The organism is Paenibacillus sp. CFBP 13594 (assembly GCF_014842675.1).
GTDB lineage: Bacteria > Bacillota > Bacilli > Paenibacillales > Paenibacillaceae > Paenibacillus > Paenibacillus amylolyticus_B.
In genome coordinates, this window is the sequence record NZ_JACYVQ010000001.1 from 332,086 (window position 1) to 347,681 (window position 15,596).

The 15,596-nt window shown below is 44.4% G+C and carries 13 protein-coding genes; 11 read left to right on the top strand and 2 right to left on the bottom strand.

Annotated elements, in window-relative coordinates; translation table 11 throughout:
• Positions 1-6 precede the first annotated feature (6 nt).
• Positions 7-729, top strand: a complete 723-nt coding sequence (locus tag IFU39_RS01745; protein WP_105599293.1) for a GntR family transcriptional regulator — start codon at positions 7-9, stop codon at positions 727-729.
• Between the two features lie 84 nt (positions 730-813).
• Here the strand turns inward: IFU39_RS01745 and IFU39_RS01750 are convergent, their stop codons facing one another.
• Positions 814-2,352 carry a hypothetical protein gene (locus IFU39_RS01750; RefSeq protein WP_105599292.1) on the bottom strand — a complete coding sequence of 513 codons (1,539 nt, stop codon included), beginning with the start codon at positions 2,350-2,352 and terminating at the stop codon, positions 814-816.
• Between the two features lie 156 nt (positions 2,353-2,508).
• On the opposite strand from IFU39_RS01750, the gene IFU39_RS01755 reads away from it, so the two are divergent.
• The 7 genes from IFU39_RS01755 to IFU39_RS01785 all read left to right on the top strand — a co-directional run bounded on the left by IFU39_RS01755 (position 2,509) and on the right by IFU39_RS01785 (position 10,649).
• Positions 2,509-3,321: a helix-turn-helix transcriptional regulator gene (locus IFU39_RS01755; RefSeq protein WP_105599291.1), complete on the top strand. Its 813-nt coding sequence runs from the start codon at positions 2,509-2,511 to the stop codon at positions 3,319-3,321.
• 134 nt (positions 3,322-3,455) lie between these two features.
• On the top strand, positions 3,456-4,412 hold the full coding sequence (locus tag IFU39_RS01760; protein WP_223199726.1) for an aldo/keto reductase: 957 nt from the start codon (positions 3,456-3,458) through the stop codon (positions 4,410-4,412).
• 135 nt (positions 4,413-4,547) lie between these two features.
• A complete protein-coding gene (locus tag IFU39_RS01765; RefSeq protein ID WP_105599289.1) occupies positions 4,548-5,144 on the top strand; it encodes a cupin domain-containing protein in 597 nt (198 codons plus the stop codon).
• A 207-nt stretch (positions 5,145-5,351) separates the two neighbouring features.
• Positions 5,352-6,032 (top strand): hypothetical protein, encoded by a 681-nt coding sequence (locus tag IFU39_RS01770; protein WP_105599288.1) that lies wholly within the window; start codon positions 5,352-5,354, stop codon positions 6,030-6,032.
• Positions 6,033-6,579: 547 nt separating this feature from the next.
• A complete protein-coding gene (locus tag IFU39_RS01775) occupies positions 6,580-8,169 on the top strand; it encodes a methyl-accepting chemotaxis protein (protein ID WP_105599287.1) in 1,590 nt (529 codons plus the stop codon).
• Between the two features lie 24 nt (positions 8,170-8,193).
• Positions 8,194-8,619 carry a chemotaxis protein CheW gene (locus tag IFU39_RS01780; protein ID WP_105599286.1) on the top strand — a complete coding sequence of 142 codons (426 nt, stop codon included), beginning with the start codon at positions 8,194-8,196 and terminating at the stop codon, positions 8,617-8,619.
• A gap of 14 nt (positions 8,620-8,633) precedes the next feature.
• Positions 8,634-10,649 (top strand): chemotaxis protein CheA, encoded by a 2,016-nt coding sequence (locus tag IFU39_RS01785; RefSeq protein ID WP_105599285.1) that lies wholly within the window; start codon positions 8,634-8,636, stop codon positions 10,647-10,649.
• 96 nt (positions 10,650-10,745) lie between these two features.
• Here IFU39_RS01785 and IFU39_RS01790 read toward each other — a convergent pair whose 3' ends face one another.
• On the bottom strand, positions 10,746-11,630 hold the full coding sequence (locus tag IFU39_RS01790) for a LysR family transcriptional regulator (protein ID WP_036672843.1): 885 nt from the start codon (positions 11,628-11,630) through the stop codon (positions 10,746-10,748).
• A 112-nt stretch (positions 11,631-11,742) separates the two neighbouring features.
• Here IFU39_RS01790 and zwf point away from each other — a divergent pair, with 112 nt between their 5' ends.
• Genes zwf through gndA form a run of 3 tightly spaced genes read left to right on the top strand, consistent with a single transcriptional unit; the run spans position 11,743 to position 15,446 of the window.
• On the top strand, positions 11,743-13,266 hold the full coding sequence (zwf, locus tag IFU39_RS01795) for a glucose-6-phosphate dehydrogenase (RefSeq protein WP_091020609.1): 1,524 nt from the start codon (positions 11,743-11,745) through the stop codon (positions 13,264-13,266).
• Between the two features lie 35 nt (positions 13,267-13,301).
• Positions 13,302-13,967, top strand: a complete 666-nt coding sequence (gene fsa, locus IFU39_RS01800; RefSeq protein WP_091020607.1) for a fructose-6-phosphate aldolase — start codon at positions 13,302-13,304, stop codon at positions 13,965-13,967.
• Positions 13,968-14,027: 60 nt separating this feature from the next.
• Complete coding sequence (gene gndA / locus IFU39_RS01805) at positions 14,028-15,446, top strand: NADP-dependent phosphogluconate dehydrogenase (protein WP_105599284.1); 1,419 nt, start codon at positions 14,028-14,030, stop codon at positions 15,444-15,446.
• Positions 15,447-15,596: the final 150 nt, after the last annotated feature.

The window sequence follows — 15,596 nt, forward strand, 5'->3', positions numbered from 1 at the left end:
CAGTGAGTGTCCCTAAAGCGCAAGCAAGGTCCTTTATATCAGCAAATCCAAAAAATTCTCAAAGATCGGATTCTACATGGTGTATATCCTCTCGGAAGCATCATTCCCTCCGAACCACAGCTCGAAAAGGAATTCGGGGTCAGTAAAATGACAGTCCGCGGTGCGGTCCAAGAGCTGTCCCAGGAAGGCTACGTGCAGAAGAAAAGCGGTGTTGGAACGATAGTGATGCGCAATACCTCTCATCAGAAGCTCTCAAAGGGCAAACGGTTTACGGAACTTCTCGTAGAAGAGGGCCATAAGCTTGAAAAGAAAGTTCTGAATTCCCGGTTACTGACCAATGATGCCGGAACGGAGCAATATGGTCTCTACGGGCCGTACTGCCAGCGGATTGAAAGGCTCTATATTCTTAACGGACAACCTTATATTCATCTGATACACTTCTTGGCAGCAGCTGCATTGCCCGGCGGAGGCAAGGAAGCAATGAATGCAGACATCCAATCGCTGTATGATTCACTGGAGGAGAACGACATTTTGCTGGAGAGCTTCAAAGACCGTTTCTTTGTAGAGCCGGCAGCTCCTGAGGTATGCCAACTACTGAAAATCCCCCCGGGAACGCATCTGCTCAAGCGCCTTCGTAACTCCTTCGACGAAGAAGGCAGATTAATTGAGCACAGTATCGGCTGTTATAACACGGAACTTCATCATTATCTGGTTAGTTATGACACTTGAGGCCGGCGGACATATCGTGAAAGAAATCGTATTCATACTAAAAAGGGTCCTGCAATATTCATAACAGGACCCTTTTTGCGTAAACTAGAAATCCCTCAAACGATCAAATACCTCATATAATTCCTCGTGATTGACCTTAATCAAATCATCTTGACGCAGTTCCAAATTCTCCTGTAACTGATTCAGTAACTCCGTTAGAACAACATAAATTTCTTCCCGCTCAACAGTTTCAATAAAGCCGGCCTTGGCATCCATCTTGTTGAAGGTCTGTGTGTAGTTCTCAACCATGGAGACGAGCTGTTTGTGTAGAGACTCCTGATCGATGGAGACTTGACTTAATTGACGGATTTCCTTTAAGCACTGCTTGTACAATTGAGCTGCTTTTTTTGCGTGAGCTGCCTTGATGTGGTCACGCCCATCCCAATCCCGAAACGGATTGTTCAGGTTCTCCGCAAGCCACTCCGGTTTGCGTGCTTTGGTGATCTCGATATCAAGGCCTGAATTAGCGGATTTTTTATATTTTGTTTTGATCGATTTGGCTGCATCGGCAGGCAGGCTGGTTAGCCACAGCGTAGCCAATTTTGGAAGTTGCTCTGGATCAGGGAATTGTTCACCATTGAAGCCGAACAGGTCATATGTAGTAAATGTTTGCAAATTCGCCAAGTGCTGAATCGATTCTATATGGGATACCTTGCCGGGTTTACCCCAAAATCGCAACTCTGAAAGTTCAGGATAATACTGCACAAGTGGCTCCAGATTGAGTTCCGTGATCTCTCTGATATACAGACCTTCAAGTCGTGAGATACCCGTAACCTGTGGCAGGCCTGATGGAACATTGAGAGTGATGCATTTACCGTCTTCATGCGCCACAATATGCATACCAGGAGACAGCTCACCTGTGAAATTCAGACTCTTCATCTTTGAGTTCAAAATTAACTCCTTCAACCCGCTGACATCCACAATAAGGTTGGTCAGGTGACTCCTGCTGATATCCAGTTTTGTTTGACCATGATTAGAGAGATGAAGTTCATTAATGAACGGGTTTTCCTCTATAAATGGAAAGATTGATTCCGAGTACCCATCCATTTCAATATGTGTCAGACAAGGCAGCTTTGCAAGTTCGGCTACCTCTTCGGCAGACTTTGGGCTGAATTCACGGAGTGTACTCGTACTGCTTCGCATTACACGATCGCCAACCATGATTTGTGTGTCATCATCCGCGGCTTGTTTGAACTGTGCTCTTCGGTGCGCATCGATACGTTCCCATTCGCGCTGGAGATAGAGACTTTCTCCGATTGGCCAGCCTCCACCATACGTATTCGTTTCCTCGGTGTAGAGAGGAGGGATGTTGCCTGCAAGCACATACTGTGAAGGAACATTAGCACTCACGAAACTATGGGCAAGTCGATCATGCCAGAAATAGAAATTACAGATCAGTGGTTTCATCTGATGAAGCTGCATTTCATTAGGCAGTTGATCACCTGTCCAATCCAACTGAAGAACAGAGGCAAGCGTGTCGGAAGGTTTACCTTCCATTTCTTTCAGCCTAATTACCTGGCAGGCGGTGTATTGTTGTAATTTTTCGGCGTACACGCAGTACACATCTCCAATATTGGGGATCACGTTATGCTCCTTTCGTTCTGCACCATTCGATGCTAAGCTACTTGTAAACCAAGGATTCTGCAGAACTAATAATAGATGAATTATATCAAAGTCATTCAGAGACTACCATTTTGGGATAGAGTCGAATAGGCTTGAATACTTTTATAAAAAGGAACGATGTCTATGGATACAGGTATGAGCCGTAACAAAAAACTGGGTGAGTTTTTGAAATCACGGAGAAGCCGCATTCAACCGGAACAAGTTGGATTGTCAGGATCATATGGACAGCGAAGAACACCGGGGCTAAGGCGGGAAGAAGTAGCGGTACTGGCTGGTGTCAGCGCAACGTACTACACATGGCTTGAACAAGGTAGGGAGTTAGCAGCTTCACGAGAAGTAATGCAAAGTATAGCGAACGCGCTCCGGTTAACGCCGGAAGAGAAGAGTCATCTGTTTGACTTATGGGACCCGAATACGGAACATGAATTCCTTGCTTCGTATTCACAGCTGGAGCCAGGTTGGCAGAGCATTATTGGCCAGTTAACTCATCCTTCCTTTATAACTAATGAACGGTCTGAGGTACTTGCCTGGAATGAAGCAGCTGATACGAACCTCTTTAACTTCTCGTCGATGAATATGAATGAGCGTTTAATGATGCGGATTTTATTTTTAGATGCAACGCTCAGGGAGCGTATGCACAACTGGGAGGAATTCGCGCGGCACTCGGTAGCTGTTTTCCGTACGTATTATGATAAGTATCCGAGTGACCCCGAATTTGCCAGAATCGTGAAACAATTGAGTGAAGAAAGTGTGGACTTCCGAACGATCTGGAACCTGCACCAAGTCGAATTAAAACAAGTCAATCGTGTGCTGCTTGAAACGACGGATCGGGCAGATGGTGTTGTACATGCGTACGATATCTATTCCATGAATAATCTGAACAGCCAATCAGGCATTCATTGCTGTATTTATGTTCCTGTTGTCATGTAGAAGGTTGAATAGACTAGTAATTTCTTTACTAGCATACACGGAGTGTGGTTGGGGTCTCGGGAGTGAAATAGAATGAACTTAAGCTCAACGTAGCTATTTATCGTTTCTATTTTAATATGAAAAGAGGGAGCCTCATGCTCAAGACAAGAACGTTAGGCAATGACAAATTACGTATATCTGGGCTCGGCCTGGGTGTGATGATGATGCCGGATAATGACGAATCGGTACATACCATTCAGGGTGCATTGGATGCAGGAGTCACTATGTTTGATACGGCGGATCTGTACGGAGAGTATGAAAAACAGCGATTTGGAGGGAATGAAAAACTGCTTGGGCGTGCGCTTCAGGGCCGAAGATCTGACGTTGTTGTTGCCACCAAATTCGGTATTACGCACACACAGGGTCCCAAGGGAGATCCAGCCTACATCAAAAAATCAGTAGATGCGAGTCTCTACAACCTGGGAATGGATTATATCGATCTCTATTATCAACATCGTCCTGATCCGAATACCCCCATTGAAGAGACGGTAGGTACACTTGCCGATCTGGTTCAACAGGGGAAGATTCGATATATTGGTTTGTCCGAGGCGCCGGTAGAGATCATTCGTCGTGCACATGCTGTTCATCCGATTACAGCGTTGCAGACGGAATATTCCTTGTGGAGTCGAGAACTTGAGGATGAGATTATGCCTGTCCTGCATGAATTGAACATTGGCTTGGTTCCATACAGCCCATTGGGACGTGGCTTCCTGACTGGTCAGATCCGATCTATAGATGATTTGCCGGAAGACGATTATCGTCGTCACTATCCGCGTTTTCAAGGTGAGAATTTTCAGAAAAATCTGGAGGTTGTTGGATTGATCCAAGAGATGGCTAAGGAAAAAGGATGCACGGTTTCTCAACTTGCTCTAGCCTGGTTACTTGGAAAGGGAGAACATATCGTTCCGATTCCGGGGACCCGTAATTTGGATAGAGTTCACGAGAACTTAGGCGCGTTAGGAGTTTCGCTTACGGATGAAGAGATGAAGCAGATTGATCGCATATCACCCCAAGGCATTGCAGCTGGAGGCAGATTCCCTGGCCAAGTCTAGCTCCTTAAGACAAGATACAAGAAACCAGCAGTTTCGGATGAAAAAGAATGTATAACAGGTCATCGGTATTATCTTTCTACTCTCCGGCATACAGTACAACAATGAGATGTATGCTCAAGGAGGAGAAATGATCGTATGATGAATCCGATTTTGCAAGCTCCAAATGTTCCGCTAGCTGCCGATTCCAATGCGGTGGTCAATTATCAGAGGGATTCACGCAACTATGTAACCCAGTTGTTTGGAGAACAGCTGCCGACCATTGCGAATGGTTTCTTCAATGTGTACTTAAGCAAAGGAATCATTGTGCAGCCGCACTGGCACACCAATGTCACGGAGATGATCGTGGTTATCAGCGGTGAAGTTACAGCGTCAGTCTTCAATCCGTTTACGCGTGAACGATTGACATATCGTCTGAAACCAGGTCAGGTTGTGGTATTTCCGAAAGGCTGGTTTCACTGGTTTGTTGCTGAGACAGATGATGTATATGTATTAACTATCTTTGATCAACCAACTCCTGATATTGTGTTTGGAGCGGATTTCTTGGCAGCTACACCGCCGGAAGTGGCTCACCGCGCGTACTGTTTGGATGAAGAGGCGTATGCCAAAGCCGTTGCGTCCATTAAAAATGATGCCATTCTGGGCCCTCCAATAGGATGTGATACGCAGGTTTCTGATCAATCGACTTCGCCTTCCAAGACGTCCGTGTCACCATCCGATAAGCTGAAATCATAATTCAAAATTCCTTATTCATTATATAAGTACAGAGCCTGTAACTGGAGAATAACAGTTGCAGGTTTTTTGACGTGTCGATGTGATTATTGTATGAAGTTCATGGAGGGGTTGGCATTATATTAGAAAAAAATTCATAATGCCTGAGTCAGTGTGTTACGTTCTCTGTTAGTATAGTATGAACATCCAACAAAAACGGAGGACTCATGAATGAACATGTCAGAAATGAAAACACTTGAAACTGCAATGAGTTATGCACCTATCTTGATGTTTGATAGAAACGAACCCTTTTATCCGGATTTTGTTGGCATTTCTGTGTTACATCAATCTGGGCCTTCACCATCGTTCAGAAGGGACATTAAGTTTCCGACCGAGGTAGTACAATATGTAATTGAATATGCAATTTGGTGGGATTATGAGATTGGACATCTGTACGAAATGGAGCATGTATGGATATATGTGGGTCATAACGGAGAGGTAGTAGACTGTGAAGCGAGCTTTCATGGGAAGGTTCTGCGTGGATTGTTGAAGGAACGGGTCAATGTGGTTGGACATCATGTATGTCTGTACTCGCAGCCTGGCAAACATGCTTTCTCACCACTTCCGGTTGTATTTGAGTTATTGCCAAACCTGTATAGTGCAGCAGGTGCCGAAGCTGGATGTGATGGGCTACTTGTGAATGAGTTATTCCAAGGTTATTTTGAAACGAATGAACAGATTGATGCTCAGGTGGAACGTTATCTAAAGACCAAAGCGTTCGTACCTACCATGGAGTTCGAAGAATATCTATTAAAGCCGGAGATGTTCATGACATGGGATAATCTGTTTGATATTATTCCGCACAGGATTAAGGAACGCTTAATGGAATTGGATCAGTTATATAACACATAAAATTAGTTTTAAATGGGTTTTATGTTATTTAAAGAGTGTGTTTTTCGCTTCAAAACCAAACTTTGTTGATTCAGGTTTGGTTTTTTTTTAATGGGAAATTGGACTCAGTATAAGTGTGCATTTATTAGACTTAAGTCATGAAATGGGTATGAAAACATTAAAAGAAAATATTTTTTTTGATGGAATATGATATGTGTTAGACGTATGAACTATACAGTTTCTTGTGTAAATATAAGAATACCATATTACATGAAGGTTTGTATGGAGATGTATGTGTATGTCAATGAAAATTGTTCATTATACGTATATGTGTAAGTTGTAATAACTATTTGATAGGAAATAAGTATAAAAAATATTAAAAAGTAGATTCTTTATATCCAAAATAAAAATTCATAATAGTGCAAATTTGTATAAATAAAAATCTTCTATTCAGTTTTAATATATTTATGTCGAAATAGATCGTAAGTTGTCTGGAGCGCGACCAAGAGAAGGGTTTACATAGCGTTATATACATAACTGGACACTAAGATGCCTAGGAGGAGATTACATGAAGTGGTTTGGAAACTTGAAAACAGCAACAAAGATTATCTCAGCATTTTTAATTGTGTCGATAATCCTTGCGGCGCTTGGGGTCTACTCCGTAGTAACATTGAGAAGTACGAATGAACGAATGCAAGAGATGTATAACAACAATTTGATTTCGGTCAGAGAACTATCCTCGGCCCAGGTTGATTATCAGAGGATGCGGGTAAACGTGCGTGATTTGAACTACGAAACTGTGGCAGCTGAACAGACCCGAATTACTGAAAATATCGCTACAATTCGTCAATCCATGGAGGAGCGACTTGCTACGTACCGTCCTCTTGCTACTACTCCGGAAGAAATGGAACTGCTTCGTAAATTAGATACCCAGTACGACAGTTATATGAAACTGTATGATCAGGGCGTGACTATGGCGATATCAGAGGGTGATGCCGCTTTTATCGCTTTTCTGAAAGCGACATTGAAACCTCCTGGCGATGAGGTGGTACAAACACTCGCAGACCTGGTGAACCTCAATGTAACCCTCGCAGAACAAGCTAACATCAAGTCTGAAGAAGCTTACAACACAGCATTTGCGGTAACGATTGTTATGGTGGTCGCATCTGTACTCTTTAGTATCCTCATTGGATATATCATCTCTCGCTCGATTTCGAAACCACTCATGTCCATGTTGGGTCTGGCAACGGAAGTGGCTAATGGTAATCTTACCCTCAAATCAGACATCTCCAGCAAAGATGAAGTGGGTCAACTGGCCGTAGCACTGAATCGTATGGTCGACAACCTGAAAGAGTTAATCAACAATATCGTGATGAACTCCCAAAGTGTTGCTGCTTCTTCGGAACAGATCTCGGCCAGTACACAGGAAATCGCAAGTACCAGCACAAGCCAATCCAGCGAGGCAGGAAACATCTCCGAATTGTTCAAGGAGCTTTCACTTGCCATTAACTCCGTCGCTGCAAGTGCCGAAGAAGCGGCTGAATTGTCCAATGACACTGTGAAGACTGCACGTGAAGGTGGACTTGTAGTACAGACTTCATTGGAAGGTATGCAAGCTGTTAATACGAAAATGACCAAACTTGAAGATGATTCTCGTAAAATCGGTGACATCATTGAGGTGATTGACGATATCGCTGAGCAGACCAATCTGCTTGCGCTGAATGCAGCAATTGAAGCGGCACGAGCGGGAGAACAAGGGCGAGGATTTGCCGTAGTGGCAGATGAGGTCCGGAAGCTTGCAGAACGAAGCAGCGAGGCGACCAAAGAAATTACAGCCATCATCAAAGCGATGCAGGAAAATACGAGACAAAGTGTGCAAGCCGTAGCAGCCAGTGTTGAGCAGTCTTCCATGACTGGACAGGCGTTTGATCAGATTATTGATATGGTCAATAACTCTTCACAGAAAGTAAACGAAATTGCTGCTGCATGTGAAGAAGAAGCAGCCCAAGCCGCAGAGGTGATGAGCTCTGTTGAATCCATCTCGGCTTCCAGTGAGGAATCCGCAGCAGCGTCTGAAGAGACGGCAGCAACATGCCAGTCTCTGGCACATCTGGCGGAAGAACTGGCGAATTCGGCAGCTGCCTTCAAAACAAATTAATAAAATTGAATTGAGGGTGAATCGATGTCTTCACTTCAGAAGGAACAATATATTGAGCTGTCGGTAGGTGCAGAGACTTGCGCCATTCGAATCGAAGAAATTCACGAAATTATTAAAATGCTCAGCATTACAGATATCCCATTCAGCCGTCCAGAGATCAAAGGGGTAGTTAATCTGCGTGGCAAGGTTGTATGTGTGATGAGCCTGCGCAACCTGCTGGGTATACCGGATGAACCGGATACCAGAGCAACTCGAATTATCGTAGTTCGGTATCAGGATGAATATATTGGCTTGATCGTGGATCGCGTGAACAAGGTAACCACATATTCGGAAATACATCCGCCAACCGGCGGATATGGTCGTAACCGTGAAGGTTTATTCCATGGTGTGGGTCAACAGGAAGACAAGCTTGTGGGCATTTTGAAACTGGACGAAATATTGGGCGGTTAGGGAGGTATATACGAATGATGGATTTGTCTGCCTACCGTGACATCTTTATCGAAGAACTGAATGATCAACTGGAACGTATGGATCAGTCTTTACTGGCATTGGAGCTCTCGCCTTCTGTTGAACTGGTTCAGACGCTTTTTCGGGCAGCTCATACCATCAAGGGATCGGCATCCACAATGGATTTCCGAGAATTAAGCGATCTCACGCATGAAGTGGAGTATGCTCTTGAATGGGTCCGGGAGAAAAAACCGGAGATGACTTCGGAGCTAATTGATACATTGTTTCGCTCTTTGGACGCCATGAAGGTACTTCGTGATCAGTACATACGTGGGGAAGCCTATGGAGATTTTCGAGCAGTAGTACGAGAAATAAAGGATTTAATTCAGACCCAGGCAGTAGTCGGGCAACTTAAAGTACCTCAATTGCAATCAGCAGAATCGATTGTGGCACAGGTGGCTATAGTGTCAGGTAAGCAGTTATTGTCCATTCATATCGTGCTGGAGCAGAAGTGCATGATGAAAGCGGCCAGATATCATATTCTGCGCCAACGTATTGAGGACATCTGTGGTACGGTTGTCGCTACATCGCTCATGGAGAGTCAACCGGGCGCGCAGAATGAAGATGATCATTATGGTCAGTTCATAATCATCGTAGCAACGTCGAAGGATCCCCAGCAGCTTAAGGCAGAGCTGTCTTCAGACTCGGATATTCATATGCTGGAGATTGATCCATATCTGCTGGAATCCAATGAGGTTGCAGCCGGTTCTGCACCACTTGAATTAATCTCAGAAACAGAGCAAACGAAACAGCGCTTGCCTGCCTTGAATACAACTGGGCCAGATGAGAAAGTGAAAGCTGCTCAACCTACAGTTCGTGTGAGTGTTGAACGTCTGGACCATTTGATGAATTTGGTCGGTGAACTGTTAATTGATCAGACATCCCTAGCAGATCTGAGTGGATCGGGCGCGCGTAAGGAGTCTTCCTCACTCATCCAGAGTATTGGTGGAGTATCTGATCATATGGGCAGGGTTATCAAGGAACTGCAAGAAGGTGTAATGAAGACACGGATGTTACCTATTGATCAATTATTCAGTCGCTTCCCGAGATTGGTTCGTGACCTAGCGCAGAAGCTTGGTAAAGATCTGGAACTGGTTATTCAAGGTGGAGAGACTGAACTTGACCGGATGATTATTGAAGAATTGAGTGACCCGCTAATTCATCTCATCCGCAACAGTGCTGATCATGGCATTGAAAGCGCAGTGGTTCGTGGAGAGTTAGGCAAGCCGTCCAAGGGACGTATTACCTTAACTTCGTTCCATGAAGAGAATCATGTCGTTATTCGGTATTCGGATGATGGCAAAGGTATCGATGGGGAGAAGATCAAGGCTTCCGCCTTGGGCAAAGGCATCATTAGTGAGGAACAGGCTGCACGTCTATCAACACAGGAGGCTGTACATCTCATATTTGAGCCCGGCTTCTCCACAGCTTCTTCTGTAAGTGAAGTATCAGGTCGCGGTGTTGGAATGGACATTGTGCGCAGCCAGATCGGGCGGCTTAGCGGTATCATTGATATTGATACGGAGGTGGGTGTTGGTACCACGTTTACGATTCGTTTACCGCTCACTTTGGCGATTATTAAAGGTCTGTTAGTCAAAGTATCGGGTCGTGTGCTGATTTTGCCGATGTATAATGTTGCTGAGATTGTTCGAATTTCACCTGAAGATATTCAGATGATTCAGGGGCAACAAGCGATCCTGAATCATGGACGCATAGTACCTTTTCACCGACTGTGCGACAGGCTTAACTATTCACGAACGGACCGCAAATCTAAGACCATTCCACTGGTGATCGTGCGTTCCGTTGACAAAATTGCAGCATACGCTGTAGATGAGATTATAGGCAATCAGGAAGTCGTTATTAAGACGCTTGGTACTTATCTGGGAGCGATGAGCCATCTATCTGGAGCAACAATCCTCGGTAATGGTAAGGTTGCCCTTATATTGGACGCGTCCTATCTGGTGAGTCTTTAATCGTTAGATAAACACATACATTATGCAAGCCAAAGAGCCTCATCATCCATACTGGATGGTGGGGCTCTTTGTTGTACCTTTTGACATGGTGACCACTCAGGATTTGAAAATGAGATCCATAAACCTGTTGGCAGCCAGAGAGATCGGCATATTGCGTTTGGTCATAATCCCCACATGGGAAGGGGGCAGCGGGACATCAAGTTGAATTTCGAAGAGAGAACCTTCCTCCAGCTCCTTGGAGATAAACTCACGTGTGACATAGGAAATACCCAGTCCTCGACGCGCAAACTCAATCAACAGATCAACGCTACCAACCTCAATCTCAGGTTTCAACGTGTAATTATAGCTGTTAAACAACTCAGTTATAGCCATCCGAACCCGGCTGTTCCGGGAGAAGAGAATCAGTTGATGCTCCAGAAGCATCTCAAGTGTCATGACTTTACCCTTCAACTGAGCATAACGTTCCCCGGCTACAAAACAGTCTTTCAACTGAATGCTTTCCCTGACTTCGAGCTGTGGATCAACAATGGGCATCCGAACAACACCAAGATCGATCTTGCCTTCTTTCAGAAAGGTAATGACTTCCGGCGTGGTTCCATGACTCAGATGTAGCTTGATATTAGGGTACAAGGTGTGGAATTCCTCCAGATACGCCAGCATGTAATGCTTGAACAGGGAGTCACTGCCACCAATTCTCAATTCACCATTGTCGAGATTCTTCAGTGCGGCCATTTTTTCTTCCGCAAGTGAGATCAGAATCTGGGATTGTTCAATATAGGAGTACAGACTGGCACCTTCCTGTGTCAACGCTACACCCTTGGAATTTCGATAAAACAAGGTGAGACCAAAGCTCTCTTCCAATTGCTTAATGGCATGACTGACGCTGGGTTGAGTGATATACAGTGCTTTCGCAGCCTGTGTCAAACTTCCCGTTTTGGCGGCCCAATAAAAGACTTTATATAGTTCGTAATTTGTAGTCATAGATGTGGTCTATAGCTCCTGTGAAATATATTAATTACTTGTATAGCTATAAAACGTATTATAGTGTAACTACAACAAAGAAACCAGAGTTACTTGGAAGGAGAACGGTGAGATGGAACCAACTACCATTGTTTTATTTGGTGCTACTGGCGATTTAGCCAAAAGAAAAATATATCCTGCCTTATATAACTTATATCTTGAGCAGAAGCTTCCTGAAACCTTCTCATTGATTGGTCTGGGGCGTAGAGAGTGGTCTGATGAATTCTTTCAGGCACAAGTGGAAAAATCATTAAATGAATTTTCCAGACGCCAAGCGGATCCTGAAGTTGTGAAGTCATTTGTGAAAGCTTTCCGCTACAGTGTATTGAATATAAGCCATAAGGAAGATTATATAAAGTTGTTGGGATTAGTTGAACAAAGAGAAGCTGAGCTTGGCATTCCGTCCAATCGCTTGTTTTATCTCTCGGTTGGTCCGGAATTTTTCGAACCGATTGCCGAGAATATTCAAGAAAGTGGGCTGGGTTCCACAGAGGGCTGGAAACGCCTCGTCATCGAGAAGCCATTTGGTCACGATCTGCAGTCCGCCAGAGACCTTAATCGCAAATTAAGCGAATCATTCACGGAGGAAGAGATTTATCGGATTGACCATTATTTGGGCAAACCGATGGTACAGCGTCTGGAGACGTTGCACCAGAGTAACCCAATCATGAAGGCGTTATGGAATAACCGTTACATCTCCAATGTGCAAATTACGGCGAATGAGACTGTAGGTGTCGAAGAACGTGCATCCTATTATGATCATGTTGGTGCAGTGCGAGACATGTTCCAGAATCATATGTTGCAATTGCTCATGATGATGGCGATTCAGCTTCCATACAACAGTACTTCCGAAAAGGTTGGATTGAAGAAAAAACACATTATGGAATCGATCCAGCCGTTACAAAAACAAACTGTGGGCGCAAACATCATCCGTGGACAGTATGCAGAAGGCAGCATTCAAGGTAAACCGGTCAATGCTTATGCTGCTGAACCGGGTGTAGCCGAGAATACGATGAATGACACATTCATTGCTGCCAAATTGCAAATTGATGATTTCTTCTGGCGTGGTGTTCCGTTTTACATTCGCACGGGTAAAAGAATGAAGGAGAAATCAACACGTATCGTGATTGAATTCAAAGAACCTTCAGGACAGACAAATGTGCTGAAAAACAAGGGTTCCAAGCCAAACCTGCTCGTCATTGAGATGAGTCCGGATCAGAGCATGACATTGCAACTGAATGCAAGTGATCCTGAGAATAAAGGTGAATTCAAACCGGTTCATATCGATCTTTCTCCGGATAAAGGTGACCTTGCGGAAGCTTACGAGAATCTGATTCGTGATGCTTTGCTGGGTGATCCAACATTCTTTGCCCATTGGGATGAAGTAGAATTGTCATGGGCGTGGGTGCAACCCATTCTGGATGCATTCCAGGAAAATCTGTTGCCACTTCACCTGTATCCTGCAGGTAGCTATGGTCCGGCTGAATCAGATGTTATGCTTGAAGAAGATGGTCACCACTGGTGGTTTGATGAGCCAGCGGATCAGGAGTCTTTAGTTACAAATAGCATACCCTTGGCGGTTAATGCGAATCTCTAAACCATAAAAAAATTATATCTGGAGGTAATTAAATCATGAAATTTTTTATCGATACAGCTAACGTGGAAGATATTCAAAAAGCATACAAAATCGGTGTATTGTCTGGTGTAACAACAAACCCATCTTTGGTAGCCAAAGAAGGCGTGAAATTCGAAGATCGTATTGAAGAAATCTTGCGTTTGGTACCTGAAGTGGAGTCCGTTTCTGCGGAAGTGACACCAGATGCCCTTACTGCTGAAGATATGATTGCACAAGCGAACGAATTGATCAAAATTAACAACAGCGACAAAAACATTACGATCAAATTGCCAATGACACTTGCAGGACTTGAAGCTTGCCGTTACTTGACCAAAAAAGGTGTGAAAACCAACGTAACGTTGATCTTCACTGTGAACCAGGCGCTTCTGGCTGCTCGTGCTGGTGCGACATATGTATCTCCATTCCTGGGACGTCTTGATGATATCTCTGAGGATGGCGTACAATTGGTTACCAAAATTGCTGAATTGTTCCGTACACATAACCTGGATGCACAGATTATTGCGGCTTCCGTAAGACATCCGGATCACGTTACACGTGTAGCGATGGCTGGAGCACATATTGCTACTGTTCCATTCTCCGTTATTGAACAGATCTCCAAACACCCGCTGACAGATCAAGGTATGGACAAATTTGCAGCGGACTGGAAAAAAACAGTACAATAATCTATAACCATTCATTCGTTTCAACTTACTATATAAATAATGGAGTATTGGGAGGACATAATGAGTAAACAACAGATTGGTGTTATTGGATTGGCAGTAATGGGTAAAAACCTGGCTTTGAATATTGAAAGCAAAGGTTTCTCGGTAGCGGTATTTAACCGCTCCCCGGAGAAAACGAACGATCTTCTGAAAGAAGCAGAAGGTAAAAACCTGACAGGTGCGTTCACCATTGAAGAATTCGTGGAATCCCTGGAATCTCCGCGCAAAATTCTGATCATGGTACAAGCAGGTAAAGCAACAGATGCAACGATCGAACAACTGCTTCCTCATCTGGATCAAGGCGACATTATTATCGACGGAGGTAATGCTTACTTCCCTGACACACAACGTCGCAGTAAAGAACTGGAAGAAAAAGGGTTCCGCTTCATCGGAGCAGGTGTATCCGGTGGTGAAGAAGGCGCACTGAAAGGCCCTGCAATCATGCCGGGTGGACAGGAAAGTGCTTATCAGTTGGTAGAACCGATCCTGACAGCGATCTCCGCTAAAGTCGGCGATGACGCTTGCAGCACATATATCGGACCAGACGGTGCCGGACACTATGTGAAAATGGTGCATAACGGTATCGAGTACGGAGATATGCAGTTGATTGGTGAAGCTTATCACTTGCTCAAATCCGTATTGAACGTTTCCGTTGAAGAGTTGCATGAGATCTTCACCGAGTGGAATCAAGGGGAGTTGGACAGCTACCTGATCGAAATCACGGCAGATATCTTCTCCAAATACGATCCAGAAACAGGAAAACCAATGGTTGACGTTATTCTGGATGCGGCTGGACAAAAAGGAACAGGTAAATGGACAAGCCAAAGTGCGCTGGATCTCGGCGTTCCATTGTCCATGATTACGGAATCTGTATTCTCCCGTTTCCTGTCTGCCATGAAGGACGAGCGTGTAGCAGCTAGCAAAATCCTGAGTGGACCAGCAACTGAAGCATTCTCTGGCGACAAAAAAGCGTTCATTGAGAACGTGCGTAAAGCATTGTTTGCAAGTAAAATCGTATCCTATGCACAAGGATTTGCACAAATGCGTGCAGCTTCCGATGAATACGGCTGGGATCTGAAATACGGCAACATTGCCATGATCTTCCGTGGCGGTTGCATCATCCGTTCGCAATTCTTGCAAAACATTAAAGAAGCATATGACAAAGATGCAGAACTCAAAAACCTGCTCTTGGATCCTTACTTCCAAAACATCGTTGAATCTTATCAAGGTGCATGGCGTGAAGTTATAGCGGCTGCTGTAAAACAAGGGATTCCGGTACCTGGCTTCTCCAGCGCTCTTTCTTACTACGACAGCTACCGTACAGAGCGTTTGCCAGCAAACTTGCTGCAAGCTCAACGTGACTACTTCGGTGCTCACACATTCAAACGTGTGGACAAAGAAGGTTCATTCCACTTCCAGTGGATGGACACAAACGAGTAATTTTAATTCCGAAAATATAGCATTCCTGCAGTTGTCCTTGAATTTAGCTATTCAGGGCAGCGGCAGGGATGCTTTTCTCGTTAATGGGTTGAATTTGAATATCATCAAATTGTAATAAAATGTACGAATCTGGGTTTGGCAAACAGATGA

What these genes read in the sequence shown, in the direction of transcription:
- IFU39_RS01775 (WP_105599287.1), top strand. Translation starts at nt 6,580, where the DNA reads ATGAAGTGGTTTGGAAACTTGAAAACAGCAACAAAGATTATCTCAGCA.
- IFU39_RS01790 (WP_036672843.1), bottom strand. Translation starts at nt 11,630, where the DNA reads ATGACTACAAATTACGAACTATATAAAGTCTTTTATTGGGCCGCCAAA.
- zwf (WP_091020609.1), top strand. Translation starts at nt 11,743, where the DNA reads ATGGAACCAACTACCATTGTTTTATTTGGTGCTACTGGCGATTTAGCC.
- IFU39_RS01785 (WP_105599285.1), top strand. Translation starts at nt 8,634, where the DNA reads ATGATGGATTTGTCTGCCTACCGTGACATCTTTATCGAAGAACTGAAT.
- IFU39_RS01755 (WP_105599291.1), top strand. Translation starts at nt 2,509, where the DNA reads ATGTCTATGGATACAGGTATGAGCCGTAACAAAAAACTGGGTGAGTTT.
- fsa (WP_091020607.1), top strand. Translation starts at nt 13,302, where the DNA reads ATGAAATTTTTTATCGATACAGCTAACGTGGAAGATATTCAAAAAGCA.
- IFU39_RS01780 (WP_105599286.1), top strand. Translation starts at nt 8,194, where the DNA reads ATGTCTTCACTTCAGAAGGAACAATATATTGAGCTGTCGGTAGGTGCA.
- IFU39_RS01760 (WP_223199726.1), top strand. Translation starts at nt 3,456, where the DNA reads ATGCTCAAGACAAGAACGTTAGGCAATGACAAATTACGTATATCTGGG.
- IFU39_RS01770 (WP_105599288.1), top strand. Translation starts at nt 5,352, where the DNA reads ATGAACATGTCAGAAATGAAAACACTTGAAACTGCAATGAGTTATGCA.
- gndA (WP_105599284.1), top strand. Translation starts at nt 14,028, where the DNA reads ATGAGTAAACAACAGATTGGTGTTATTGGATTGGCAGTAATGGGTAAA.
- IFU39_RS01765 (WP_105599289.1), top strand. Translation starts at nt 4,548, where the DNA reads ATGATGAATCCGATTTTGCAAGCTCCAAATGTTCCGCTAGCTGCCGAT.